Here is a 25,931-nt window from a genome sequence, read left to right as displayed (position 1 = left end):
TATCAGCCTAGCGATCAAGCTGCGAAATCGCACGCTGCACGAGCGCTTCATGAAGCTCTAGGCACTGTCGCGAGATTTCTTGAGCTTCTTCGGTTGCCCTCGCGCGCGCGGAAACTTCAGGCTTTTTCAAGTCCGCACCAATGATGGACTCGATCAAGGAGAACTCGCGTTCTGCAGCGGTACGGAACTGGCGAAGGTGGCGAGGCTCAATACCGTGATTGGAGAGATCGACGGCGGACTTGGTGACCCGCACGCAGTGGGCATCGAATTTGCCCGATTCAGGCTCGACCAGGCCAAAGTTAACTAGCTCATGGACGAGCTCTTCGCTTGCTCCGGTCAGCCCCTGCAGCTCCGCTAGGGAGACAGGACGCGAATGACGGTCGACTGCCTCAACCATATCGCTATTGACTGCCTGCGGCGCTGTGGGCGCTCCACCGGGCAATGCTGCGGGAGCTTCACCACGGTCGATGGCATCGAGATGGTCCTTGATGACCTTTAGCGGCAAGTACTGATCGCGCTGTACTGAGAGAATGAAACGAAGTCGACTCACATCGGAGGCGGAATATTTTCGATATCCGGCCGAGGTGCGCTGCGGGATAATCAATCCCCTGTCCTCCAAGAATCGAATCTTGGAGGCGGTTACCCGTGGGAATTCGTCTTTCAGTTCAGAGAGCACCTCGCCGATATTCAGTGCTGCCGCCCTCACGTTCTCGTGGCGTATTGCCTCGAGTCGTGGGCTACGGGCTGCATCAAAGATTGGCAAAGGAGAATCTCCTCAAGTAGTTAAGCGGATTGACAGCCGCTTGCGAGGCTGCCAGGAAACTAGTTCTTCACTAGTTTAAACGTTAGGTACGCTCTGGTAGAAATTCAGACGGAACTTACCGATCTGCACCTGTACCGCGTTAGCCAAAGTCACCGAGTCGATACGGTCGCCGTTGATGTAGGTTCCATTCAATGAACCAATGTCGGTGAGCTTGAAGATGTCGCCAACGCGCTCAAACTTTGCGTGCCGCCGAGAAACCGTAACATCGTCCAAGAAAATGTCCGCATCCGGGTGGCGACCGGCAATGCTGGAATTGGTATCCAGCAGGAAGCGGGCTCCCTTATTAGGTCCGGTATGGGCAATCAGTAGCGCAGATCCCTCAGGAAGTGCTGAGACCGCTGCGCGTTCGTCCTCGGACAGGGGATAAATTACCGAGGGCTCTGCAGTCTTGTGAGCTGCCGGCAAGGAGATATTGGTCGTTTCGGAGGCAGACTCGTTGTGCGGGTCAACCGGCCCATGTTCAGACATTTGGGGTCCTCCAAGAAAATTTGCTCTCAAGCTCGCGCTTGACGACCTTCGGTTAAACGGGTGTTTGGTGGTTTGCACCAGACTATCTCCAGATTAGCCTACTCAACGCTCAAGAGATAACACGAAATTACACATTTTCAATGCTTGGCATGCTCAAACGTGCAATGATTCCTGCATGGAAGAGAATTCTAATGCCATTGCACCGGCAACACGCGGAGAATCCGCGCATACCAATAAGCACTCAAATTGGAAACTACGGCTCGTACTAGGTTCGCTTGCAATTCTCACTATCCTGGCAATTTACGCGATCGCTACGATATTTATGCCGGTATGGTGGGCAACTCGAATTTCCAGCCAAAATATTGGATCAGCCACCGGAGGCTGGATTTCGGGGTTCTCTCTCGGGTTCGTCTTTACATTGATCCCGCTTCTCGTACTTTGGCAGATTCGGTTCCGCAAGTTGAGCTGGCGATGGCGTGGAGTTATTGCGGTCCTGGCAATCATTCTCGCACTCCCCAATTGGCTGACGCTTGGAATCTTCTGGAACGGCTCGGATGCCGCGCAGAAGGCTCAGGCAATTTTGAATACCGGCGCTACCTGGTTCGGCGGCGCCACACTAGTTGGAGCCATCAGCGCCGCAGCCATCTTCTTGGTCATCTTCATTACCTGGATGATCTTGCGTCGACGGGGATCGCGCGTCAAAGATCTTGAAGCGCAGCATGAAGCACAGCGCCGCACAAGCTCACACGATGAAGCACAATGATCGAAAACAACATGACTGACATTCGGCTCAAACGCGCATACATCGACGCTGAAGCATCCGACGGATACCGGGTCTTGGTCGATCGTTTGTGGCCACGCGGGCAGACCAAAGAGAAACTCTGTGTGGAGCGGTGGGCCAAAGGCATCGCACCGTCAAATGAACTACGCAAGTCTTGGCACCACGATCCGGCGCGATTTGATGAGTTCGCGGAGCACTACCGTGAAGAGCTAAACCAGAACCCGGCTATTGACGAATTCTTGGAGCTGGTCGCCGAACACCCCGTCGTTACGTTCATCTTTGCGGCAAAAGACGAGGAAATTAATCACGCGGTGGTGCTTCGTGACTTTCTGCTTGCACAGCTGAAACAGTGACCTCATCTCGGGTCGAGGCTGGCGGAACAAAACATACACCTTCGACACACGCCATATCGGACTCCGAGACTTGCTGCAGATCAAATTTGAATTCCATTGTGCTCCCAAAACAGTGGCGGTTCTTAGCATAGAGAACAGCAAACAAGAACTGAATATTCCGGCAGCAATGACGATTGCCCCGCCACGTGATTCGTGACGGGGCAATCATTGACCTTGGGTAGCCTGATTCGGCTTCGTGAGCAGCCTAGTTCTTCGGAACCAGAACACCGTCGAAGAAGGTCGCCAGCTCGGCCGTCGCATCCAGCGGCAGGATATTAGCAACATACTGATCAGGGCGGACGATCACAATGGCACCGTTAGCCGAGATGTCACGCTTCGCGTAGATATCTGAGCCATCGAGCACCGCGTAGACCTTCTCGTAGTCCATCAGTCCGAACTTGCCGCTGTTAGGACGGAAGACCTTCGGCGCGTCATTGAGGTTGAAGGTGGTGTAATCCTGCTGGAAGACGACCTTCACGTCGAAAAGTGAATCAATATCGGCATCAGCCGGGGTGAACTTGACGATTGGTGATTCTGGCGATTCGAGCAGCCACTTCGACAGGTTGGTCACCTTCGAATCGGCACCGGCCACAGCTTGGTCGGCGAACACGTAGATACGGTATCGACCGTCTGCGCGGTGGTGGTGGCCCAAGTGCACAGGATTGTTGTCGCCTAGGCGCATGACCTCAGATGATTTGAAACGCTTGCCGATCGGGAAACCCTTGGCCAAGTCCTGATGATCTTTTTCGCCGGTGAGAATCGAGGGCTGGTATTCGGTCATGAAGCCTGCAGGGAATTCGGCGGTACGCACATAGAATTCAGCGATACCTTCCTTGCCTTCAAATTCTTCAGGCTTGGCCGCCATCAACGAGGACCATTCCTTATCGAAGTCGATCAGGTTCTTTGCGATGACCTGGCGCTCGCCCGAATAGGTGCGCAGCAGCTCTTCGGGCGCCCGGCCGGAGAGCACGTAGCCGAGCTTCCAAGCGAGGTTGAAACCGTCTTGCATGGACACGTTCATGCCCTGGCCGGCCTTGGCCGAGTGGGTGTGGCAAGCGTCGCCGGTGATGAAGACGCGTGGCTCCCGAGTACCGATTTCTTCGACCTGGACATCGTCGAAGCGGTCGGTCAGGCGGTGGCCAACCTCGTAAACGCTGTTCCACGCAACGTCTTTCACCTCAAGCGTGTACGGGTGCAGGATCGCCTTGGCATGCTCGATGACCTGGTCCAAGGTGGTTTCACGGACCTTGCCTTTGTTGTCTTCTGGAACCTCGCCTAGGTCCACATAAAGCCGGAACAGGTTTCCACCCTCGCGAGGGATCAGCAAGATCGAGCCAGCCTGGGAGTGGATGGCGCACTTGGTGCGAATGTCAGGGAAGTCGGTGAGCGCGAGAGTGTCCATAACGCCCCACGCATGGTTTGCTGCGCCGCCGGCGAGTTGCGCGCCGATGGAACGACGCACGCCGCTGCGGGCTCCGTCCGAGCCAACGACGTACTTGGCACGCACAACGCGTTCTTGGCCCTTGGTCTCGCCATCGGTGGAAATCAAGGTGGCCTTGACAGGGTATTCCTCACCGTCATGGACTTCGAGTGTCTTGAATTCCCAGCCGTAGTCTGGGGTGATTCGTGCTGGCGAGTTGTTTGCGTAGTCGGCAAAGTAGTCAATAACGCGAGCCTGGTTCACGATCAGGTGTGGAAATTCGCTAATGCCGTGAGCGTCATCAGGCGTACGGGCGCCGCGGATGATGTTCTCCGGGTTCTTCGGATCCGGCTCCCAGAAGATGGTTTCCTTGATCTGGTACGCCTCGGCGGTGATGTGCTCAGCAAAGCCAAAAGCCTGGAAAGTTTCGACGCTGCGCGCCTGGATGCCGTCGGCCTGGCCGATTTCCAAGCGGTGCGGGCGCCGGTCGATAATGCGCGTGTGCACCTCGGGGAACTGCGAAAGCTGCGCAGCAGTAATGATACCGGCGGGACCAGCACCGACGATCAATACGTCCATCGCGTCCGGAAGGTCGGCCGGTCGGTTGAGACCGGTTCCGGCGGCCGGCTCGATGCGTGGGTCGCCCGATACATATCCATTGTGGTGAAACTGCACAGCTTCATCCTCACTTCTCTGTGAACGCTTTGGCTCAAAACTTAGGTGTTCTATAATCGAACGTTAGATTCGCATATCGCACACTAACTATAAGTGAACTGTGAACGTCGACACAAGCCGAGATTACGCACATCTCACCTTTACCTAAGTCACTGGCTCAAAATCTACGCCGATAAAGCATTTCTGGATACACCCATTCCGACCCTCGCCCTGGTGTACCACCGTCCGTGAAGTGCCTTCGCCGCCCTCAGCGGACTTCGGTAACGATCCCGCCCGGTGCAACAAGCAGGCGCCGCACTTGGCAGGACTCGAAGAGTTTTTGCTGCCAACGCCGATCGTGTGTCACCGTGATGACGGTTCCGGCATAGTCGGCAAGGGCTTCTTCCACGCTTTCCACGAGTTCTGGAGACAGATGGTTCGTCGGTTCATCGAGCAATAGCAGCTCAGCCCCGCTAGACAGGGCGACCGCCAATTCCAACCGGCGCTGTTGACCCACCGAAAGGCTTTGCGGATGGCGTGAGAAATCCTGCGGCTCGAAAAGCCCCAAGTGCGCCAGCTTTACCCATGCTTGCGGTACATACTCGTCAATTGCCAAGGCAAAAGCTTCAACGACGCTTTGCCCGGGCAGAGCGCATAACTCCTGCCGCAACCATTGCACGCTCAAATGCGATGCGCGCGCCACGAGTCCATGGTCTATTGGAAGTTCACCGGCTAGCACTCGCAATAGTGCTGATTTACCCGCCGCGTTGGGCCCTGAGACCAGCCACCGCTCCCCCGTCCTGATGATGAACTTTTCTGCGTTTACCGCCGGCGCCTTACTGCGTGACGCACCATCAACTAGGATCAGCTCTTCGCGGGTCCCACCGTTTTGCTCGGCTGCCTCGGGCAAGGCGAAGTGCAGCTCCTTGGCCGGTTCCACGGCAGGTGCTGCAGTTAGCTCGTTGATACGCGACTTGGCCTGGCGTGTTTTGCTCGTCGAACCATGAGTACGGCTGCGCTGTCGAAAGGAACCGTGCCCAAATCCTGCCTTTTCGCGCTTTCGCGGTACAGCTGACACCCGAGACGCATTTTTGAGCACCAGCTTGCGAGCCCGTTCAAGTTCCTGGCTCCACTGCTCATGTTCGGCAATCAGCCGCTCGCGTTCTCGTTTTTTCTCACTTAAATATCCTAGGTAGCCATCACCGTAGTGCTGTAGCTTTCCCTGATGCACCTGCACGATTTCGTGGGCGAACCTGCGTAAAAACACCCGGTCATGGCTGACGACCACCAGCGCACCGCGATGGGCATGCAAGCTCTGCTCCAGCCATTCCAAGGCGGTATCATCCAAATCATTGGTCGGTTCGTCCAGGAGCAACAGCTGCGCCTCTGCGCACAGCACCGCGGCCAAGGTCAACCGAGACCGTTGGCCGCCAGAAAGGGTCGCCACTGGAGCGTTGCGATCAACTTCGCCGAGGCCAAGCTGTTCCAATGCACGGTTTAGCCGCTGATCCAGCGAGTAGCCTTGGCGTGCTTCATAGAGCTCTGTCACTTGCGACAGCTGAACTAGAAGTCGTGCGGCCTCGTCCTCAGGTGAACGTTCCAAACGTCGGCCAATGGCGGCGAGGAGACGTTCAAGGTCGCGGAAGGTGCGGTGATAGCCGTCGATGGCCTGCTGGACGGTGGCACCGGATACGAACTGTGGATGTTGGCTAGCCATGGCGATACCGCCGGGCACGTGAACGCGTCTTCGCCCGGATGTCGGCGCCAATGTACCGGAAAGCAGCCGCAGCAACGTTGATTTGCCGGCCCCGTTGTCGCCAAGTATGGCAAGTCTTTGGTGTGCGGCCACATGCAGCTCAATCTCCTGCAGCACATCGCGATCGCCGAAGCTGTGGCTGACCTGTTCGAGCGAACATTGGAAGCTTTCGAAGCCGTCGATGGGACGCGACGGATTTTCTGGATGTTCGGGTTCGCGGGACATGGGGATATCCTCCCTCGCGGACCGAAGCCAAAGGGGGCTATCGGCTACACGGATAGTCGTCGGCTAAGAGCCAAAATGGACCGGGCTCACGAAATAATCCCGGGATTGTCCCGGTATTCGTGCGAAGGATACACCGCGGAGTGTGACTCAACGCGGTGTTCCGGTCTATAAAAACAACGTTCCCATGCATTCCACAGTACGCGTGGACTTCACGGCTGCCAAGGCCGCTACCGATTAAACATCGGTAGCGGCCTTGGCCCACACGTCAGAGATCGATCTGTCCCGAGATGGCTACGTGCGTTGCGCCGCCGACCCAAAGCTGGCCGTCGGAGACCGAAATTTCAAGGTGACCGCGTCGATTCATCGCAGTTCCCTGGCGCACCGCGTACGGCGCCTGGGCACGATCGGTTTCCAGCATCCACGCTGCGACGGCCGCGTTGAAACTTCCCGTCACCGGATCTTCGCGCATATCGAAACCGTCTTCGGTGAAGAAGGTGCGCACCTCAAAATCTTCCCCTGTCGGGCTCTCTCCCGGCGCTAGGGCACCGATGACTCCGATGTTCCAATCACCTGGGTGGCCAGCGGCGTTGGGGTTCAGGCTCAGAACCGTTGCCGCATCGGATAGCTGCAGGCCTACCCACCCCGGGCCGTTGTCCACCCATTGGGCGGCGAGCACGCTTTCGGCGGCGACACCCAAGATCTCGATGACCTGTGCCAGATAGCCTGGCTCGACCTCCCCGGTGCGAGTGGCGGGAGGAGAAACGAAACTGAGCAGGTCATCCTCGATGCGAATCGGCACGAGACCCGCCTCGCATTCGGCAATAATCATTCCCGCCTGGCGCGGGACTCCGCCCTGATCCAACCATGCCCGGGCGGTACCCAAGGTGGGGTGGCCGGCAAAGGGAAGCTCCGTGCTCAGGCTCAAAATTCGGAACCGGTAGTCGGCCTGCCGCGAGGATGGCGGGTAGACAAAGGTGCACTCCGACAAATTCGACCACACCGAATAATCGCGCAGGTCATCGTCGCTCAGTCCCACCGCGTCCAGCACGACGCCTACCGGGTTGCCCTTATAGTGTTGTACGCCAAAGACATCGACCTGTCGGAAACTACGCAGCATGAGTTGGGACCTTTCACCCGAGTATAAAAAATACTAGCGAAAGCCGCGCTCACTTGCGTTTCGACATGCCAAAACCCCGGCGAAAACGTATTTTCGCCGGGGTTTTTCAGCTGGTCGGGCTAACAGGATTTGAACCTGCGACCTCCTGACCCCCAGTCAGGCGCGCTACCAAGCTGCGCCATAGCCCGATGCTCTCGCAGCCGTTATCCCCGCGCCTTTCGGCTCGGGGTGCCGTCTACGAAAAGCTCCTCAATCACCCTACCTCATATGCGGGGTAATTTTCGAACCGTTACCGGGTGCGGCTGCGACGCTCTCGGATACGCATCGAAACTTCGAGCGGAGTGCCTTCGAAACCGAAGGTCTCGCGCAGGCGACGGGCGATGAAGCGGCGGTATCCCGGATCCAGGAATCCGGAGGTGAACAGCACGAACTTCGGCGGACGGGCCGAGGCCTGGGTGCCGAAGAGGATCCGCGGCTGCTTGCCACCGCGCACCGGGTGCGGGTGCGCCGCAACCAGCTCGCCGAGGAACGCGTTGAGCTTGCCGGTCGGAACACGCTTATCCCAGGATTCCAGCGCGGTATGCAACGCCGGAACCATCTTGTCCTTGTGCCAGCCGGTCAGCGCGGACATGTTCATGCGCGGCGCCCACTCGATGTGGGCCAGGTCGCGCTCGATCTCCTGCTCCAGGTAGTAGCGGCGATCCTCGTCCACCTCATCCCACTTGTTGAACACAAGCACCAGCGCGCGGCCGGCGTCGACGGCCAACTGGATGATGCGCACGTCCTGCTCGGAAACGGTTTCGTTCGCGGCCAATAGCACCACCGCAACTTCCGCCTTTTCCAGGGCAGTCTGGGTGCGCAGCGAGGCGTAGTAGTCCGAGCCTTGCGCCATATGCTGGCGGCGGCGGATACCTGCGGTATCCACGAAGCGCCAGACTTCGCCGCCGAGTTCGATGAGCTCATCAACCGGGTCGCGGGTGGTGCCGGCGTAATCGTCGACGACGACACGCTCGGAGCCTGCGAGCTTGTTCAGCAGCGAGCTCTTGCCCACGTTGGGGCGGCCGATCAGCGCGATACGGCGCGGACCGCCCGAAGGGATCACTCCACCGTGGGCGGAGTGCTTGGGCAGCTTCTCCATGACCGCGTCCAGCAGGTCCGCGGTGCCGCGGCCGTGCAGAGCGGAGACCGGCCATGGCTGGCCGAAGCCGAGGCCCCACAGCGTGGCGGCTTCGGCTTCTTGGTTGAAATCGTCGACCTTGTTGGCGACCAGGAAGACCGGCTTGCGCTTCTTCCGCAGCATCTTCACCACTGCCTCGTCGGTCGCGGTGGCACCCACGTGGGAGTCGACAACGAAGAGGATCGCGTCGGCCACATCGGCGGCGATTTCGGCCTGGTCGGCAACGGAGGCGTGGATGCCCTTGGCATCGTGCTCCCAACCACCGGTGTCAACCACGCTGAACGGGCGGCCCAGCCACTCGGCCGAGTAGGAAACACGGTCACGGGTGACCCCCGGTACGTCTTCCACGACCGCTTCGCGGCGGCCGAGGATGCGGTTGACCAAGGTCGACTTGCCTACGTTGGGGCGTCCGATGATGGCCAGGACCGGTGGGATGACAACGTCTGAATCGTCTTCGGAGTCATCGTCCAGGCCCGAAAGCAGGGCGGAGTCCTCCGCGTCCAGGTCATAGTCTTCGAGGCCGGAGAGCAGGGCGCGGGTACGGATTTCCGCGTCTTCCTCGCTCAGTTCGGCTAGGCGCTCGGCGATATCGTCGTCTACGACCGGGGTGTACTCCCCGTCGTGGGAGGTGTTGTGCTCGCTCATGATTTTCCCTTCAAGGCGATAGGTCCGACCCGTTGTTTCGGGCGGGACGTGAATCTTCATCGGCTCTCGCCGAGGATGGGCGCCGATTATGGCTTAGTTGGTACTACTTTTTCGCAGCCGTGGCGATTGCGTCAAGCACGGCTGCGACGGTCTGCTCAAAATCCAGGTCCGAAGAGTCCACGGTGATGACTCCGTCGGCGGCCTGGGTGAAGTTCACTACCGTCGAATCTTTTTTGTCCCGTTCCAGCACCTGGGCTTGGAGCTGGTTCGCGTCTTGGGTTCCGCCGAGCTGGATTCCGCGGCGGCGCAGGCGCGCTTCCTCAGAAGCGGTCAGCAGGATGCGGGCTTCCGCGTCCGGGGCGACAACGGTGGTGATATCGCGTCCCTCGGCGACGATGCGCTCGTTGGCAGCGATGATTTCGCGTTGCCGGCGCACCAGCTCGGCGCGGGCCTCCAGATTGGTTGCCACCGCCGAAACCTGCTCGGAAATGCGGGGTTCACGAATTGCGTCGGTCACCACGGTATCCCCGATGACCACCTGCTCGCGGTCCGGATCCACCGAAATCTCCAGCGTCGCCGCGCGCACCGCTTGGGCGATCGCGTCTGCGTCGCTCAAATCGGTTCCCGCTTCGAGCACCGAATAGGTGATCGCCCGGTACATTGCACCGGTATCAAGATAGGCCGCGCCCAGTGCGCGGGCCACGGCCTTGGAGACCGAGGACTTGCCCGAACCGCTGGGTCCGTCGATGGCAACGACAAGGTTCGTCGGGTTAGCTGCGTGCGTCACTGGGCTACTTTCCATCCGTTGTTCGTCAATACGTTTATCAGTTCATCGCGCCGGCCAGGGAGCACCGACACGTCCACCAGGCCTACCTGGTGTCCGGCGGAGTGCTCCATGCGCAGATCCTCCAGGTTGATCCCCGCTGCCCCGATGTCTGCCATCAGCGCGGCGATCTGCCCCGGCTTGTCATCCACCACAACGGTGACCAACGCAAAGGCTTGCGGCGGCGCACCGTGCTTGCCCGGAATCCGCGCCTGCCCGGCGTTGCCCTCGCTCATCAGCTGCGACAGATCCAGCAGCGCCCCAGGGCCCTGCGGGTTGTGCAGCGTGTTGATCAGCCTGTCCAGGTCTTCCTTCATCCCCGAGAGGATCGGGATCAGCGCGGTGGCGTTATGCGCGAAAATCTGGATCCACAACTTCTCATCGCTGGCCGCGATGCGGGTCATGTCGCGCAGTCCGTTGCCTGCCAGGCCCAGCTGGTGGGCCTCGGCGTTGAGCAGCCGCGAGGCGATCATCGAGCTGGCTGCCTGCGGGAAGTGGCTGGTCAGCGCGACCGACTCGTCGTGGGTCCGCACATCCATGCGATGCAGGGTTGCCCCCAGATCGATGGCCAGCGCCTCGGCGGTCTTCACGCTGGCCGCGGTAGCCTGCGCATGCGCGCAGATGACCCACGGCATCGAGGTGAACAGCGCCCCGCGCGCGGCGGCCGGACCGGATTTCTCCCGTCCTGCCATCGGGTGCGTTCCCACATAGCGGGCGAGTTCGGCCTCACCCAGCCGCTGGTCGGCGCATACGGCGTCGAGGATCGAGCCCTTCACGCTGGCGATGTCCACCACCGTCGCGTTCGGGTAGGCCAGCAATGCTTCGGCCACCAGCGCGGCGGTGACATCCGGCGGAGCGCCGATGACCACCAGCTCCGGGGCGATGCGCGTCTGCGCATCCAGCGGCTGGCCAGCTCCAATGTCCTGGGCCACGCCCGCCGCGGTCGGCGAGATGTCCTGCAGGTAGACCGCCACGCCCTTGGCGCGCAGTCCTAGGCCCACCGATGTGCCCAGCAGTCCGGTGCCGATCACCAGCACCGGGCCGGCAAGGTGAGAGGTGGGCATGGGCTACATCCCCACCATGGCCATCAGGTGTCCGATTTCCTGGTTGCCCAGTGGCCGGATGGTTCCCTGCTTCTGGTCGCCCAGCTGGACCGGGCCGATGCCCACGCGCACCAGGCGCTCTACCGGGTGGCCCACCGCGTCGAACATGCGGCGCACGATGCGGTTGCGGCCCGAGTGCAGGGTCACCTCCACCATCACGGACTTCGGCGTGGTGTCAATCACTTTAAGATCGTCAACCTTGATCCAGCCATCTTCCAAGCGGATGCCTTCGCGCAGGGCATTGCTCGCGGCGCGCGAAATCGGGCCGGGAATCTGCACCAGGTAGGTCTTCGGGACCTCGTACTTCGGGTGCTGCAGGCGGTTTGCCAGTTCCCCGTCGTTGGTCAGGATCAGCAGGCCTTCGGTCTTGTAGTCCAGGCGCCCGACATGGAAGAGGCGCAGCGACTCGTGCTCGTGGCGGAAGTAGTCGGCGATGGTGCGACGGCCTTCTGGGTCATCCATCGTGCACATCACGTGCTTGGGCTTGTTGAACACGAAGTACTTATTCGACTGGTTCAGCTGCAGACGCATGCCATCTACGTGGATGGAGTCTTTTTTCGGGTCCACGCGGGCACCGAGTTCGACGATCAGCGAGCCGTTGACCTCAACCCGGCCCTCGGTGATCATCTGTTCGCAGACGCGGCGCGAAGCGACCCCGGCGTTGGCCATGGCCTTCTGCAGACGGATCCCGTCCTGGTTCTCCACGCGGTTAGCCTGGTTTTCGACACGTGCCTGGGCGCGAGCGCGCTGGGTAGGACGAGCGTAGCTGGACTGCACCGAGTTGCCGAAGCGCTCCTTGCCGAAGGCGCGCTCGGAGTTCTTCCCGAAGGCCGCCGAGCTCGACTTGTCGCGGCTTTCACCCGGCTTGCCGGATCTGGCTCCCGGCTTGGAGCCGTAAGGCTTTGCACCGGACGCGTTCTTCGCACCGAATGATTTGTTGCCCTCGGAGCGGTTGCCGTACGACTTCTCGCCGGAGGAACGACCGCCCTCGGAACGATTGCCGTACGACTTCTCGCCATAGGACTTATTGCCCTCGGAGCGGTTGCCGTACGACTTCTCGCCGGAGGAACGACCGCCCTCGGAACGATTGCCGTACGACTTCTCGCCATAGGACTTGTTGTTATCGGAGCGGTTGCCGTACGACTTCTCGCCGTAGGACTTGTTGCCGGCGGACTTGCCGCCGAAGCTCTTGGGGCCACGCGGATTGCGCGGTGCCGAGGAACCCTTGTTCATGGTTCGTACTTCCCTTGTCTGTTACGTATCGCGGGCGCACCGCTCAGCCAAGCGGGACGCATCTGGTGTCCGGTCGGCATCCGTTATATACGCGGATGCCTAATCGTCGTAGGTTGCCGAATCGAGCGATTCAAGGTCGGCTACTCCGGGAAGATACGGGGAGAGCGCCGGAAGTTCCTCCAGCGTGCCCAGTCCCAGTCGTTCCAGGAAGTACTCGGTAGTCTGGTACAGCGTCGCTCCGCCGTCGCCAATTTCCGGGTACTCCGTGATCAACCCCCGAGTCAGCAGTGTGCGCACCACCGAATCGACGTTAACGCCTCGAATCGCCGAAATACGTCCACGCGAGACCGGCTGTCGGTAAGCGATGACAGCCAGGGTTTCTAGGGCGGCCTGCGAAAGGCGTGCTGTTTGCCCGTCGAGCACATAACTGGAGACGAAATCGGCGTAATCGGTCCGCGTATAAAAGCGCCAGCCAGAGGCGACACGGCGTAGTTCAAATCCACGCGGACGATCTTTACCATCATACTCGGTCGCCAGCTCTTCCAAGGTGGTGGCAATCCGGGCTACCGGCAGCTCGAAGATTTCGGCCAAACGTGCCGTTGATACGGGCGAATCGGCGACCATCAGCACCGCTTCGAGCCCCGATTTGAGCCCTCCGGGGAGCTCGTCGATGGGTGCAATCTCACTCATGATCTGGCTCACCAGCACTCCCCTCGTAGCTATCTTGCACCGCTTGGACGTCAAAGTCCTGCTCGCCGGCCAACGAAATCTCCAGCCGGCCCAGCGGATCCTGTTGCGCGAATACGATGACCTTCTGCCTGAACATCTCCAACAATGCCAGAAAACGCACCACCACGACCAACTGTTCGCTGGTGTCTGCGATCAGCGCCGCAAAATCCAAGGTGCCGCGCTCGGTGAGCATCGCGGTGATCACCTCCGCCTCGGCGCCGATGGTGACATTCGCCCCGTGCAGGTGCGAAAGCCCTACCTCGGTCACCGGCTCTGGCTTCGGGATCAGAGCCGTGGCGGCGAGCTGCGCGAATTTCTCCGGGCCGATGTTGAAGATCAGCTCCGGCAGCAGCGCGGCGAATTGCGGCTCCAGCGACACCTCTCGCGGCCGGCGCGCCGATTCCTCGTGGTAGCGCTGCCCGAGGAATTCCGCGGCGTGCTTGAACGCCTTGTACTGCAGCAGCCGGGCGAAGAGCAGATCCCGTGCTTCGAGCAGTTCGAAGTCTTCCTCGTCGGCCATTTCGCCGCGCGGCAGCAGCCGGGCCGCCTTGAGATCGAGCAGCGTGGAGGCGACCACCAGGAATTCGGTGGTCTCGTCGAGCAGCTTCAGCCCGTCCCCGGCGCCCTGCAGCTCCTTGAGATAGGCGATGAATTCGTCGGTGACCTCGGCCAGCGCCACCTCGGTGATGTCCATTTCGCGCTGCGTGATCAGGTGCAGCAGCACGTCGAAGGGGCCGTTGAAATTTTCCAGTGCAAGCCGAAAACCGCCAGCCGTCTCATCCGTGGCGGATGGGTCGGTGGCGGTTTTTTCGGTGGCCTGCGCGCTCATTAAGGGGCGCCACCACGGTAGATCAGTTCCTTCGCGAGATTCCGGTACGCCACGGCGCCAGGGTGATTGCCCGCATAGGTGGTAATCGGTTCGGCGGCGACGTTGGCATCGGCGAATTTGATGGTGCGCTTGATAACCGTCTCGAAGAGCTTGTCCCCGAAGGCTTCCTCCAGGCGGGACATGACCTCGCGGCTGTGCAGGGTGCGGGCGTCGTACATGGTGGCCACCACGCCGTCGACCTCGAGCACCTGGTTCAGCCGGTCCTTGACCTTGTCGATGGTTTCCATCAGCAGTGCCACCGCACGCAGCGCGAAGAATTCCGCGGTCAGCGGGATGATCACGCCGTGCGCCGCGGTCAACGCGTTGACGGTCAGCAACCCCAGGGAGGGCTGGCAGTCGATGAGCACCACGTCGTAGTCGTCGATCACGTTGCGCAGCGCGCGTTCCAACGCCTGCTCGCGAGCGACCTCATTGACCAGCTGCACCTCGGCGGCGGAGAGATCGATATTGGCCGGCAACAGATCGATATTCTCCACCTCGGTGCTGCGGATCGCATCGGTGATATCGGTTTTACGGTCCATCAGCACGTTGTAGACGGTCATGTCCAGCTCGTGTGGATTCATGCCGAAGCCTGCGGAGAGCGCACCCTGCGGATCGAAGTCCACCAGCAGCACCTTGCGGCCGTATTCGGCGAGCGCGGCGGCCAAGTTGATGGTGGAGGTGGTTTTACCCACGCCACCCTTCTGGTTAACCATCGCGATCACCCGCGCCGGGCCGTGCGATGGAAGTTCTTGCGGGGTCGGGAATTCGGTTAGCGGTTTACCGGTGGGACCGAGCGGGCGGGGCTCCTTGAGCATTCCTGTGCCGCGCTGTTTGCTTCCCTGCTGTTCGCTCACGATGGGTGAACCACACTTCCCGTTCGGATCGGACGATGTACTTGGTTAAAGGTTAACGGTTCGGTTCAAAAATTCTCGGGTTTGCGGTTCTCATACGGCGAGCCTTTACCTTGAACCTTAACTCAAATGTTGTAAGGGAGCTGAATGCCTCTCGGGCCAGCCGCAGCCGAAGAACACGTGGGCATTTCGCCACCCATGCACCGGCCGGCAGGGCGATGTGCTCAGTGCTCAATCCGGTGTGCTTCGCAATCAAGGCTCGACGATGGCTGCATCACGATTCTTTCACCAAATAATTGCCTGTCAGCCCATCGACTCCCCGATCTCCGCACTAGAACATCCGCCCTCTGGCGTTGTTATCGATAAACTGCTTCGGGAAACTTCATCTATGGATGTCGCGCACCCATCGCCACCTGGCCATGTGAATCATCTGGAGGAATCATGAGCACACCACAGCAGCTAACCGTCAAACAGCTTGAGCGCGCATTTTCCTCGGTCGCGGAACTCATCAAAGGCACTGAGTCCGGAGAGTACTCGGCGCCCACCCCATGCACCGATTGGACGGTGCGCGAGCTGATCGCGCACCTGGTCGGCATGAACCTCGTCTTTACCGCCCTCATGACCGAGCAGTCACCGCCGCAGCGCACGACCGACGTCCTGGGCGATGATTCGCTTGCCGCCTACCTCGATTCGTCCACCCGGCTGCTCGCCGCCTTCGATCATCCCGGAGCCCTTGAACGCAGTTATCAGAGCCCCATGGGTTCGGCCACCGGACAGGAGCGGTTGCAGATACGCATGTACGACCTGCTCGCGCACGGCTGGGATCTTGCCCAAGCCACCGGCCAGCAACTCGAGCCACTAGAGGACTTGGCCGAACAATCTTTGCAGTTCGTTCGGCGCCAGCTCGCAGATCAGCCCCGAACCGGGCGCTTCGATCCGGTGCAGGCCATCGCAGATGATGCGCCGGCGATCGAAAGGCTCGTAGCATTCCTTGGCCGTCGCGTCGAAGAGAATCCAATCCCGTAGTTTGAAAACCGCCCGGCTCAAAAGGCTTGCAGCAGTTCAGCTCCCGTGTTCGACTGGAACACCACGGTGCAGAATCCAGCAACGAAGGACAGAGCCATGATCAAAGGAATACTTGCCAATTGCACGGTCACCGATCTTGCACGTGCCGAAGAGTGGTACACCGTCTTATTCGGTCGCGAACCGGATCACCGGCCCATGCCTGGCTTGCTGGAATGGCATCTTGGAGTAGGTTACGGGGTGCAGGTTTGGTCCGAACCTGACCGTGCTGGCAACTCGACCATCGTGCTCGATGAGTCCGACCTTGATGCAGAAGCCGCTCGTCTGCTTGAGACCGGAATCGCGCATCAGGGTCCGCAATTGGGCGGAGGCGCGCATATCCTGCAGCTGGAGGATCCCGACGGAAATCGCGTAGTTCTCGCCGGAGCCCTGGTCATTCCGCTGCCCTGAATTCCGCGGCATAAAGACAACACGCCAACATCGAAAAAGTCCGCGGTTCCTCTTTAGAGGAACCGCGGACTTTTTGGGTTATGCATCAATCGAGACTAGTGGGCGTCTGGATTCATGGAGAGCTCATCGAACGGGCGGTCGCCGGCAAGCACCGCGCGGGCCTGCCCCATGTCCAGTTCCTTGGTCCACTTGCCGATCAGCAACGTGGCCACCGCGTTACCGGTGAAGTTGGTCAGTGCGCGAGCCTCGGACATGAACTTGTCGATGCCCACGATCACGCCCATGCCGCCAAGCAGTTCCGGACGGTGCGCCTGCAGTCCGGCGGCCAATGTGGCCAGCCCCGCACCGGTGACGCCGGCCGCGCCCTTGGAAGCGATAATCATGAACAGCAGCAGGCCGACCTGCTGGCCGAGGTTCATCGGCATATCCATGGCGGTGGAGACGAACAGCGCGGACATGGTCAGGTAGATCGCGGTTCCGTCGAGGTTGAAGGAGTAGCCGGTTGGCACGGTGATGCCCACTACCGGCTTCGAGACACCGACGTGCTCCATCTTGGCGATCAAGCGCGGCAGCGCCGACTCGGAGGACGAGGTGGAGAAGATCAGCAGGTATTCGCGGGCCAGGTACTTCAGCAGCGAGAAGATGTTCAGGCCGGTGACCAGGCGCAGAATAGTTCCGAGGATGACCACGATGAACACCGCACAGGTCAGGTAGAACGCGCCCATCAGGATGGCCATCGAGCCGATGGCGGCCCAGCCGGTGGCGCCGACCACGGCGGCGATTGCGCCGAAGGCACCCAGTGGAGCAACCCACATGATCATCATCATAATGCGGAAGACGACCTGCTGAATGCTCTTGATGCCGTTCAGCACCGGCTCGCCCGACTTGCCCATGGACTGCAGGGCGAAGCCGACGATGAGCGCCAGGACCAGGGTTGGCAGCACCGGCAGATCACCGGGAATCAGTTCCAGCAAGAAGGCGACGGTCGGATTCTCGGCGCCTCCGGCACCGGCCTCGTAGGGCTTGAGCTCCAGGCCTTCGCCGGGGTGGATCAGATTGCCCACCAGCAGGCCCAGGGCCAGCGCGAAAGTAGACATGGTCATGAAGTACAGCAGCGCCAGACCGCCGACCTTGCCCACAGTGGCTGCTTTGGCGATCGAGCCGATGCCTAGGACAATGGTGCAGAAGATGACCGGTGCGATGATCATCTTGATCAGCGCAACGAAGCCGGTGCCCAGCGGCTTCAGCGCCTTGCCGAGGTCCGGGGCGATCAGCCCGACGGCCGCGCCGAGCACCACGGCGGCGATCACCATGATGTAGAGCCAGTGGGTGCGGTCCTTTTTCTTGACCGGTGCCTGCGACGCAGGGTCCTGCGGAACTTGTTCTGTGACAGCCATGGAGATTCCAGCCTTAATATGCCGAGGGGCCAGCTCAACGTCATTATCGGGCTGGCGCGTAAAATCGTTCTTGTCCCATCGTGCGCGCCAAAGTGATCCGCCTCTCTATTGCGTTCATATTGTTCACACAGCCGAAACTTAAACTTCCCCGACGAAGGAGTCAGCCAGATGGCCAGCAACCCGCAGGAGGGTGCCGCTGCCAATGCGCCGGTCCCGTTGACCCGCGACGGCTGGTCCTTCGCCGCACGAATATTCGCCGCGCAGATGCTGCTGGTCATCGTGGTGGTGGTGTGGCTGGGCATCGCTTCCTACCAGCAGCAGGCCCGGGTGGTGCTCGATGTACGCCAATCGACCGTGGCCACGGTGTCCACCACCTTGGCCAACGACCCGTTTGTGGTAGACGCCTTGCAGCAGCCGGACCCCGGCGCCGGCTTGCAGCCTTACACCCAGGACATCTTGTCCCACGCGCCGACGATAGATTTCATCACGATCATGACACCGGACCTGCTGCGCGTGACCCACCCGAATCCAGCACAACTGGGCAAACGCTATTCCGGTTCCACCTCGCAGGCGCTGCGCGGGCAGGTCTATTCGGAGCAAGCGGTGGGAACCCTCGGCCGCTCGGTGCGCACCATCGCCCCGGTCTACGCCGCGGACGGCACCCTGGTCGGCATGGTCGCGACCGGCATCACCCTGGAGAGCCTGCAGGTGCTCTACCGCGAGGAGCTCCCGCAGATCCTGCTGGTTTCGCTCTTCGCCCTGCTCTTGGCCGGTTTTACCTCCTGGTCCTTCTCCCGGTACATCCAGAGCGCCACCCTCGGCTTCGGCCCGCACGGGCTGCGCCGGCTCTACGCCTTCTACTTCTCCGCACTGCATTCGGTCCGCGAGGGGCTGATCCTGCTGGATCGCAAGCACCGCATCGTGCTCTACAACTCCGAGGCGGCCCGGCTGCTGCAGCTTCCGGCGCAGACCCCGTCCGGCGGGTTGGAATTGGCCGACGCCGGCTTGCCCGACACCCTGCGCGAGCTGATGGCCGGCGGCCGAGCCGCCCGCGATGAAATCCATCTGGGCCACGGATCGGTGCTCGCCGTGTCGCAGAGCAACGCCCGGCTGACCGGCACCCAGCTGCCCGGCCGCTACCGCCTGCCCTTGCGCTGGCTGCGCGTGCAGCCGCCCACCGGGCAGGTGCTCACCCTGCGGGATCTGACCGAGGTGCAGGAGCTGACCGGCGAGGTGCAGTCGCTGAAGACCTTCTCCACCGCCCTGCGCGCGCAAACCCACGAACATGCAAACCGCCTGCACACCATCGCCACCCTCATCGAAAACGGCAGCTCGGACAAGGCGCTGGCCTTCGCGGTCGACGACCGGCAGCACTCCCAGGCGCTCACCGACGCGATCGTGCGCAATATCGACGATGTGTACCTCTCCAGCTTGCTGGTGGCCAAGTCCGCCCAGGCGCACGAGCGCGGGGTGACGCTGAGCATCAGCGCCGAAGGCGTGGTGCGTCCGGACACCTTCCACGCCACGGACATCGTCACCATCGTGGGCAACCTGCTCGACAATGCGCTGGACGTCTCGGTGGGCACCGCGGAATCCACCGTCTGGGTGGAGGTCACTGCCCTTGAGGACGAGGCCATCATCGCGGTGGCCGACTCCGGCCCGGGCATCGAACCCGAATTCTTGGAGAACCTGCTGCGCTTCGGGGTGAGCACCAAGCAGGGCAGCGCACCGCGCGGGCTCGGTTTGGCCCTCGTCCAGCAGGCGGTGGCGCGGCTTCATGGAACAATGACGATAGACAACGACGCCGGTGCGATCTTCACCGTTACCCTGCCGGTACCGCCCAAGGAGGAGCACGCGTGAGCCACACCGAGCCGACCGCCGAATTCCTGGTGCTGGTGGTCGACGACGAACCGGAAACCGCACGCGCCCACGCCACTTATGTGGATCGGGTGCCGGGCTTCCGCACCGGAGCCATCGCGGCCAATGGGCACGGCGCCCTGCAATTGCTGGCCGAGGCGCACGCCGCCGGCACGCCCTATGATCTGGTCCTGCTGGATATGACCCTGCCGGATCTGCACGGCATCGACGTGGCCCGGCGCATGCGGGGGCGCGGCTACACGCTGGACATCATCGCGATCACCGCGGTTCGGGACTTGGCGGTAGTGCGTTCGGCCGTGGCCACCGGCATCACCCAGTACCTGATCAAGCCCTTCAGCTTCGCGGTGTTTGCCGAAAAACTCGAAAACCACCGGGCGTTCATCGCCACCATGCGTTCCACCGGCTCCTCCACCTCGCAGGCCTCCATCGATACCGCATTTTCCGCGCTGCGCACCACCAGCGCCTCGGTGTCCCTGCCCAAGGGGCTGATCAGCCAAACCCTGGAGCAGGTGCGCACCCATCTGGCAGCCAGCCCCGCCCGAGCCTTCTCGGCCACCGAGCTCGGCGAAGAACTGGGGCTCTCGCGGGTGACGGCGCGCCGCTACTTGGAGCATCTGGCGATGTCCAATTCGGCGGTGAAGCAACCTCGGCACGGCACCCGCGGGCGGCCGGAATTCGAATACCGGCACAATTCGAGCTAGCGCCGTCCGTGGCGGAATAAGGTTTCCGCCACCTTTTCTCGCGGTGTTCGGCACGATTCGCTGTGATTCCAGAGGCAAATGGTGACCGACTGCGCGGCCTGGTTGGCGATCTCGATGGTGCTCGTCTTAGGACTTTATCCACGCACAAGGCAAGGGCCTGGCCCCGCAGAATTTCTGCGGGGCCAGGCCCTTACAGCGTTAACCGTCGGAGGTTCCGGGCTAGGCCTGCGGACGCAGGTACCGGGTCAGGTCATCGAGCACCGTGGGGTCTTCGATGGTCGAGGGCACCGTGTAGTCCTTGCCGTCCGCGATCTGCCGCATGGTCTTGCGCAGGATCTTGCCCGAACGGGTTTTAGGCAGTCCGGCGACGACGGTGACCTCGCGGAAGTCGGCGACCGGGCCGATGTGCTGGCGCACCAGCGCGACGATCTCCTTCTTCAGCGTCTCCTCATCGGTGTCGACGCCGGTTTTGAGCACCACGTAGCCGCTGGCCCGCTGCCCCTTGAGCGCGTCGCTGATGCCGATCACCGCGCATTCGGCCACCGCGGGATGGCTCGCCAGCACCTGTTCCATCGCCCCGGTGGACAACCGGTGCCCGGACACGTTGATCACGTCATCGGTGCGGCCCATCACGAACAGATACCCGTCTTCGTCCAGGAATCCCGAGTCGCCGGTCAGGTAGAAGCCCTCGATCTGGCTCAGGTAGGTGTTGATGAACCGCTGGTCGTTGCCCCACAGGGTGGTCAGCGCGCCCGGCGGCAGCGGCAGCTTGATCACGATGTTCCCCTCGGCACCGGCGGGCACCAATTCACCCAGTGCGTCGCGGATCTCCACGTTGAATCCGGGGACCGGGGTGGTCGGGCTGCCGGCCTTGGCGCTCAGCTCCTCCAACCCCAGCGGGTTCGAGGCGATCGGCCAGCCGGTTTCGGTCTGCCACCAGTTATCCACCACCGGGATTCCCAGCAGGTCCACCGCGAAATGGTAGGTGTCCGGGTCCAGCCGCTCTCCGGCGACAAAGAGCGCACGCAGCGTGGACAGGTCGTGGGAGGCGATCATGGCACCGGAAGGGTCCGCCTTGCGCACCGCGCGCAGGGCGGTCGGCGCGGTGAACATCGTGGTGACCTTGTGGTCCTCGATGATGCGCCCGAACACGCCCGCGTCCGGGGTGCCGATCGGCTTGCCCTCGTAGAGCACGGAGGTGGCCCCGGCGATCAGCGGGGCATACACGATGTAGGAGTGCCCCACCACCCAGCCCACATCCGAGGCGGTGAACATGACATCGTCCGGGTGCACGTCGTAGATCGCATTCATCGAATACTGCAGCGCGGTGGCGTAGCCGCCGGTATCGCGCACCACGCCCTTCGGTGCCCCGGTGGTCCCGGAGGTGTACAGCACGTACAGCGGATGCGTGGAGGGAACCGATACCGGCCCGGCCGGCTGCGCGAGCTTGGCCAGCTCGTCCCAATCCAGCCAGTTCACCCCCGCCGCGCTCTGGTATTCACCGGGCGCATGCGCAAAGCCTTCGCGGTGGGCGACGATGACATCGCGCACCGATTTGTCGGCGAGCGCCAGCGCTTCGGCGACGGCCGGCAGGTATTCGATATGCCGCGAGGGTTCGATGCCGCCGGAGGCGGTGACGATGGCGACCGGCGCGCAGTCGTTGATGCGCGCGGCCAGTTCCTTGGGCGCAAATCCGCCGAAGACCACCGAGTGCACCGCACCGAGCCGCGCGCAGGCGAGCATGGAGATGGCCGCCTGCGGGATCATCGGCAGGTAGATCAGTACGCGGTCCCCGGTTTCCACCCCACGGGATTTGAGCACGCCGGCGAAGATTTCCACCTCGCGAAGCAGTTCGCTGTAGCTGTACTCGGTCTTCGTCCCCAGCATTGCCGAGTCGTAGACCAATGCCGTGGCGTCTCCGCGCCCGGCAGCCACATGCCGATCCAGCGCATTGGCCGACAGGTTAAGCTCGCCGTCCGGGAACCAGTTGTACAACGGCGCCTTCGAGTCGTCGACGGCTTGGGTGGGTTCCCTATCCCATTGGACATCTTGTGCGGCGGTGAGCCAGAACGCGGCCGGATCGGTAGCGGCCAGTTCAAAGGCCTGACGGTATTCCTGTGCCATGTTTCCCTCCTGGGGCCGGGCGTCATCACCCGGCGGCTGTGCGGTAGCTTCGATTCCAAGCGTATGAGCGCAGTCACATGTTCGCAAGTCTTATGTATACATTTCTCGTTATTTAACGAAAAGTATTCGGACCTACTGTCGCTTTTTTGCTATTCGTGTATACAATCGAACCATGAAAGCAAGCGATAAGGTCTACGAGAGCCTGCGCCGAGACATCGTCGAATGGCGCTTGTCACCGGGCACGGTGCTCGCCGAGGTGGAGCAGTCGGCCAGGCTCGGAGTCTCCCGAACCCCGGTGCGTGAAGCCCTGGCCCGCTTGGTTGCCGACGGGCTGGCGGTGCAGCAGCGCGGGCGCGGTGCGATCGTCTCCGAGGTTTCCGAATCCCACGTCGAGGACCTGTTCGTCTTGCGCCGGGCGCTGGAGTGCGAAAGCGCGCGGCTCGCGGCCCGCTCAAGCCAGAGCGAGGCCTTCGCCGAGCTGGCGCGGCGCTTCGAAACGGCCGCTAGGCAGCTGCGTGCAAGCACCCCCACCGAGGGCTACTACGAGCTGGTGGGCGAACTCGACGAAATGATCGACGACGCAGCAAATAACGCCTACCTGTCCAACGCGCTGCGCACGCTGCGCGTCCACCTGCAACGGGTGCGCCGGCTGGCCAAGGACAACCCCGAACGGCTAGAGCAATCCGCCGGAGAGCATGCGGCGATCGCCCGGGCCATCGCCTCAGGCAAATCCGAGGTCGCCGCGGCGGCCACCACCGTGCACCTGCACCAATCCTTTGAACACATCATGACCCACGCGGTCGCCTCTGAAAGGACACCATGATCAATCATCCAGTTCGCGTTTACCGCTCCGAGGAAAATCTGGCCCGCGAGGATCAGCTTGCCCACAAGATCGCAACCGTCGCGGTCGACCCGGTAGAGGTCACCGCCGAGGTCACCGACATGATCATCAACCGCATCATCGACAACGCCTCGGTAGCCATCGCCTCGCTGAACCGCGGCCCGATCATCGCCGCCCGCACCCAGGCACTGGCCCACGCGCCGTCCACCGGTGGGGCGGGCGCCAACGTTTTCGGCATCACCGAGAAGGTCTCCCCCGAATGGGCGGCTTGGGCCAACGGCGTGGCCGTGCGCGAGCTGGACTACCACGACACCTTCCTCTCGGCCGAATACTCCCACCCGGGCGACAACATCCCGCCGATCCTCGCCGTCGCCCAGCACACCGGGGCCTCGGGCAAGGACCTGATCCGCGGCATCGCCACCGGCTACGAGATCCAGGTCGACCTGGTCAAGGCGATCTGCCTGCACAAGCACAAGATCGACCACGTAGCCCATCTGGGCCCCTCGGCCTCCGCCGGCATCGGCACCCTGCTCGGCTTGGATCTGGAAACGATCTTCCAGGCCGTCGGCCAGGGCCTGCACACCACCACCGCCACCCGCCAGTCGCGCAAGGGCGAGATCTCCACGTGGAAGGCCCACGCCCCGGCCTTCGCCGGCAAGATGGCCGTCGAGGCCGCCGACCGCGCAATGCGCGGGCAGACCTCCCCGGTCCCCATCTACGAAGGCGAAGACGGCGTGATCGCCTGGATGCTCGATGGCAAGGACGCCGCCTACGAGGTGCCGTTGCCCGAGGCCGGCGAGGCCAAGCGCGCGATCATGGACACCTACACCAAGGAGCACTCCGCCGAATACCAGGCGCAAGCCTGGATCGACCTGGCCCGCAAGCTGCACGGTGAGCACCCGGAAGCCACCGATCCGAAGAACGTGGCCTCGGTGCTGATCAAGACTTCCCACCACACCCACTACGTGATCGGTTCCGGCGCCAACGACCCGCAGAAGTACGATCCGACCGCCTCGCGTGAAACCCTGGACCACTCGATCCCTTACATCTTCACCGTCGCGCTGCAGGACGGCGCCTGGCACCACGTGGACTCCTACGCCCCGGAACGTGCCGGACGCGCGGATACCGTCGAGCTGTGGCACAAGGTCACCACCGAAGAAGATGCCGAATGGACCCGCCGCTACCACTCGCTGGACATCGCGGAGAAGGCCTTCGGCGGCAGCGTCGAAATCACGCTGAACGACGGCACCGTGATCACCGATGAGATCGCCGTTGCCGACGCGCACCCGCTGGGTGCCCGCCCGTTCGCCCGCGAGCAGTACGTCAACAAGTTCCGTACCCTGGCTGCCGGTCTGGTCGACGAGCAGGAGATCGACCGCTTCATCGCGGCCGCCGAAAACCTGGAAAACCTCGGCGCCGGCGAGCTGGAACAGCTGAACATCGTCGCCGCCACCGGAGTGATCGACCAGTCGAACGCACCGAAGGGCCTGTTCTAACATGCTGTACTCAACTCTCACCCCCGCCGCGAAGCGGGTCGCGCTGCGCGAAATGCTCACCCCGGGTGCCGCCCGCCAGTTCCCCGGGGCGTTCAACCCGCTCTCGGCGAAGCTGATCGGCGAGAAGAACTTCGACGGGGTCTACATCTCCGGCGCGGTGCTCGCCAACGACCTGGGCCTGCCGGACATCGGGCTGACCTCGTTGACCGAGGTGGCCACCCGCGCCGGGCAGATCGCCAGGATGACGGACCTGCCGGCGATCGTGGACGCGGACACCGGATTCGGCGAGCCGATGAACGTGGCCCGCAGCATCCAGGAACTCGAATACGCCGGCCTGGCCGGCTGCCACATCGAGGACCAGTTCAACCCGAAGCGCTGCGGCCACCTGGACGGCAAGAACGTGGTGGACACTGACACCATGCTCAAGCGCATCGCCGCCGCCGCGGACGCACGCATCGATGAAAACTTCCTGATTATGGCGCGCACCGACATCCGCGCGGTCGAGGGACTGGACGCGGCGATCGACCGGGCCAAGGCGATGGTCGACGCCGGGGCGGATGCGATCTTCCCCGAGGCGATGAAGAACGTTGCGGAATTCGAAGCGGTCTGCAACGCGGTCGACGTGCCGGTGCTGGCGAATATGACCGAGTTCGGCAAATCCGAGCTGTTCAACCGCCAGGAGCTTGCCGACGCGGGCGTCGCGCTGATCATCTACCCGGTGACCTTGCTGCGCAGCGCCATGGGCGCCGCCGAGCGTGTGCTCGACGCAATCAGCGAGGATGGGACTCAGGAGCGCGAAGTGGATAACATGTTAACTAGGTCACGCCTCTACGAGCTTGTCGACTACGAGGCGTACAACCGGTTCGACACCGGGATCTTCAACTTCCAAGTCCCCACCCTGGACATCGATACCAACAACTCGAACCTCTAGCACGGGAATCCATCAACGAAGA

The 25,931-nt window shown here is 62.0% G+C and carries 23 protein-coding genes and 1 tRNA gene; 9 read left to right on the top strand and 15 right to left on the bottom strand.

What is annotated here, in order from left to right; translation table 11 throughout:
- Positions 1 to 7: 7 nt before the first annotated feature.
- A complete protein-coding gene (gene ftsR / locus ACT3TP_RS03375; protein ID WP_444619354.1) occupies positions 8 to 763 on the bottom strand; it encodes a transcriptional regulator FtsR in 756 nt (251 codons plus the stop codon).
- Positions 764 to 838: 75 nt separating this feature from the next.
- Positions 839 to 1,291, bottom strand: a complete 453-nt coding sequence (locus ACT3TP_RS03370; protein WP_105554321.1) for an FHA domain-containing protein — start codon at positions 1,289 to 1,291, stop codon at positions 839 to 841.
- Positions 1,292 to 1,466: 175 nt separating this feature from the next.
- Here ACT3TP_RS03370 and ACT3TP_RS03365 point away from each other — a divergent pair, with 175 nt between their 5' ends.
- Positions 1,467 to 2,054 carry a hypothetical protein gene (locus ACT3TP_RS03365; RefSeq protein WP_444619352.1) on the top strand — a complete coding sequence of 196 codons (588 nt, stop codon included), beginning with the start codon at positions 1,467 to 1,469 and terminating at the stop codon, positions 2,052 to 2,054.
- An 11-nt stretch (positions 2,055 to 2,065) separates the two neighbouring features.
- Positions 2,066 to 2,425, top strand: coding sequence for a DUF488 domain-containing protein (locus ACT3TP_RS03360; RefSeq protein WP_105554357.1), 360 nt, complete (start codon positions 2,066 to 2,068; stop codon positions 2,423 to 2,425).
- Positions 2,426 to 2,669: 244 nt separating this feature from the next.
- Here ACT3TP_RS03360 and ACT3TP_RS03355 read toward each other — a convergent pair whose 3' ends face one another.
- The 11 genes from ACT3TP_RS03355 to ACT3TP_RS03305 form a co-directional block, all read right to left on the bottom strand.
- On the bottom strand, positions 2,670 to 4,559 hold the full coding sequence (locus ACT3TP_RS03355; RefSeq protein ID WP_105650710.1) for an FAD-binding monooxygenase: 1,890 nt from the start codon (positions 4,557 to 4,559) through the stop codon (positions 2,670 to 2,672).
- Positions 4,560 to 4,806: 247 nt separating this feature from the next.
- Positions 4,807 to 6,519, bottom strand: a complete 1,713-nt coding sequence (locus ACT3TP_RS03350) for an ABC-F family ATP-binding cassette domain-containing protein (protein WP_444619349.1) — start codon at positions 6,517 to 6,519, stop codon at positions 4,807 to 4,809.
- Between the two features lie 265 nt (positions 6,520 to 6,784).
- Entirely contained in the window at positions 6,785 to 7,636 is an 852-nt protein-coding gene (locus tag ACT3TP_RS03345) for a PhzF family phenazine biosynthesis protein (protein WP_444619347.1), read from the bottom strand.
- A gap of 111 nt (positions 7,637 to 7,747) precedes the next feature.
- A tRNA-Pro gene (locus tag ACT3TP_RS03340) sits at positions 7,748 to 7,824 on the bottom strand.
- A 101-nt stretch (positions 7,825 to 7,925) separates the two neighbouring features.
- A complete protein-coding gene (gene der / locus ACT3TP_RS03335; protein WP_105554326.1) occupies positions 7,926 to 9,458 on the bottom strand; it encodes a ribosome biogenesis GTPase Der in 1,533 nt (510 codons plus the stop codon).
- 103 nt (positions 9,459 to 9,561) lie between these two features.
- On the bottom strand, positions 9,562 to 10,260 hold the full coding sequence (gene cmk, locus ACT3TP_RS03330; protein WP_444619344.1) for a (d)CMP kinase: 699 nt from the start codon (positions 10,258 to 10,260) through the stop codon (positions 9,562 to 9,564).
- Positions 10,242 to 11,345 carry a prephenate dehydrogenase gene (locus ACT3TP_RS03325; protein ID WP_096284203.1) on the bottom strand — a complete coding sequence of 368 codons (1,104 nt, stop codon included), beginning with the start codon at positions 11,343 to 11,345 and terminating at the stop codon, positions 10,242 to 10,244. The genes cmk and ACT3TP_RS03325 overlap by 19 nt, the downstream gene beginning before the upstream one ends.
- Before the next feature lie 3 nt (positions 11,346 to 11,348).
- Positions 11,349 to 12,617 (bottom strand): pseudouridine synthase, encoded by a 1,269-nt coding sequence (locus ACT3TP_RS03320; protein ID WP_444617019.1) that lies wholly within the window; start codon positions 12,615 to 12,617, stop codon positions 11,349 to 11,351.
- A 99-nt stretch (positions 12,618 to 12,716) separates the two neighbouring features.
- Entirely contained in the window at positions 12,717 to 13,307 is a 591-nt protein-coding gene (gene scpB / locus ACT3TP_RS03315; RefSeq protein WP_096284271.1) for an SMC-Scp complex subunit ScpB, read from the bottom strand.
- Positions 13,300 to 14,175: a segregation and condensation protein A gene (locus tag ACT3TP_RS03310; protein WP_444617017.1), complete on the bottom strand. Its 876-nt coding sequence runs from the start codon at positions 14,173 to 14,175 to the stop codon at positions 13,300 to 13,302. The genes scpB and ACT3TP_RS03310 overlap by 8 nt, the downstream gene beginning before the upstream one ends.
- The gene (locus tag ACT3TP_RS03305; protein WP_176484102.1) at positions 14,175 to 15,032 is read right to left on the bottom strand and encodes a ParA family protein; all 858 of its coding nucleotides are present in this window, start codon (positions 15,030 to 15,032) and stop codon (positions 14,175 to 14,177) included. The genes ACT3TP_RS03310 and ACT3TP_RS03305 overlap by 1 nt, the downstream gene beginning before the upstream one ends.
- Before the next feature lie 477 nt (positions 15,033 to 15,509).
- Here ACT3TP_RS03305 and ACT3TP_RS03300 point away from each other — a divergent pair, with 477 nt between their 5' ends.
- Positions 15,510 to 16,094 carry a TIGR03086 family metal-binding protein gene (locus ACT3TP_RS03300; RefSeq protein WP_096284211.1) on the top strand — a complete coding sequence of 195 codons (585 nt, stop codon included), beginning with the start codon at positions 15,510 to 15,512 and terminating at the stop codon, positions 16,092 to 16,094.
- Positions 16,095 to 16,190: 96 nt separating this feature from the next.
- A complete protein-coding gene (locus ACT3TP_RS03295; protein ID WP_096284273.1) occupies positions 16,191 to 16,541 on the top strand; it encodes a VOC family protein in 351 nt (116 codons plus the stop codon).
- A gap of 95 nt (positions 16,542 to 16,636) precedes the next feature.
- Here the strand turns inward: ACT3TP_RS03295 and ACT3TP_RS03290 are convergent, their stop codons facing one another.
- Positions 16,637 to 17,938 (bottom strand): cation:dicarboxylate symporter family transporter, encoded by a 1,302-nt coding sequence (locus ACT3TP_RS03290; protein ID WP_096284213.1) that lies wholly within the window; start codon positions 17,936 to 17,938, stop codon positions 16,637 to 16,639.
- Positions 17,939 to 18,106: 168 nt separating this feature from the next.
- Between ACT3TP_RS03290 and ACT3TP_RS03285 the strand changes: the two genes are divergently transcribed.
- Together ACT3TP_RS03285 and ACT3TP_RS03280 are read left to right on the top strand one after the other, a co-directional pair.
- Positions 18,107 to 19,798, top strand: coding sequence for an ATP-binding protein (locus tag ACT3TP_RS03285; protein ID WP_444619341.1), 1,692 nt, complete (start codon positions 18,107 to 18,109; stop codon positions 19,796 to 19,798).
- Positions 19,795 to 20,517 carry a response regulator gene (locus ACT3TP_RS03280; protein ID WP_444619339.1) on the top strand — a complete coding sequence of 241 codons (723 nt, stop codon included), beginning with the start codon at positions 19,795 to 19,797 and terminating at the stop codon, positions 20,515 to 20,517. Before ACT3TP_RS03285 ends, ACT3TP_RS03280 begins: the two co-directional genes overlap by 4 nt.
- A 219-nt stretch (positions 20,518 to 20,736) precedes the next feature.
- On the opposite strand, the gene ACT3TP_RS03275 is transcribed toward ACT3TP_RS03280, so the two are convergent.
- Entirely contained in the window at positions 20,737 to 22,641 is a 1,905-nt protein-coding gene (locus ACT3TP_RS03275) for an AMP-binding protein (RefSeq protein ID WP_444619337.1), read from the bottom strand.
- Positions 22,642 to 22,813: 172 nt separating this feature from the next.
- On the opposite strand from ACT3TP_RS03275, the gene ACT3TP_RS03270 reads away from it, so the two are divergent.
- Genes ACT3TP_RS03270 through prpB form a run of 3 tightly spaced genes read left to right on the top strand, consistent with a single transcriptional unit; the run spans position 22,814 to position 25,909 of the window.
- Positions 22,814 to 23,464 carry a GntR family transcriptional regulator gene (locus ACT3TP_RS03270; protein WP_096284221.1) on the top strand — a complete coding sequence of 217 codons (651 nt, stop codon included), beginning with the start codon at positions 22,814 to 22,816 and terminating at the stop codon, positions 23,462 to 23,464.
- The gene (locus tag ACT3TP_RS03265) at positions 23,461 to 24,978 is read left to right on the top strand and encodes an MmgE/PrpD family protein (protein WP_444617006.1); all 1,518 of its coding nucleotides are present in this window, start codon (positions 23,461 to 23,463) and stop codon (positions 24,976 to 24,978) included. Before ACT3TP_RS03270 ends, ACT3TP_RS03265 begins: the two co-directional genes overlap by 4 nt.
- Position 24,979: 1 nt before the next feature.
- Positions 24,980 to 25,909, top strand: a complete 930-nt coding sequence (gene prpB / locus ACT3TP_RS03260; RefSeq protein ID WP_096284225.1) for a methylisocitrate lyase — start codon at positions 24,980 to 24,982, stop codon at positions 25,907 to 25,909.
- Positions 25,910 to 25,931 lie beyond the last annotated feature (22 nt).

Source organism: Glutamicibacter sp. AOP38-B1-38 (genome assembly GCF_052377485.1).
Classification (GTDB): Bacteria; Actinomycetota; Actinomycetes; order Actinomycetales; family Micrococcaceae; genus Glutamicibacter.
Note: the sequence above shows the minus strand (reverse complement) of the source record. Positions and strands in the feature narration are given on the sequence as shown.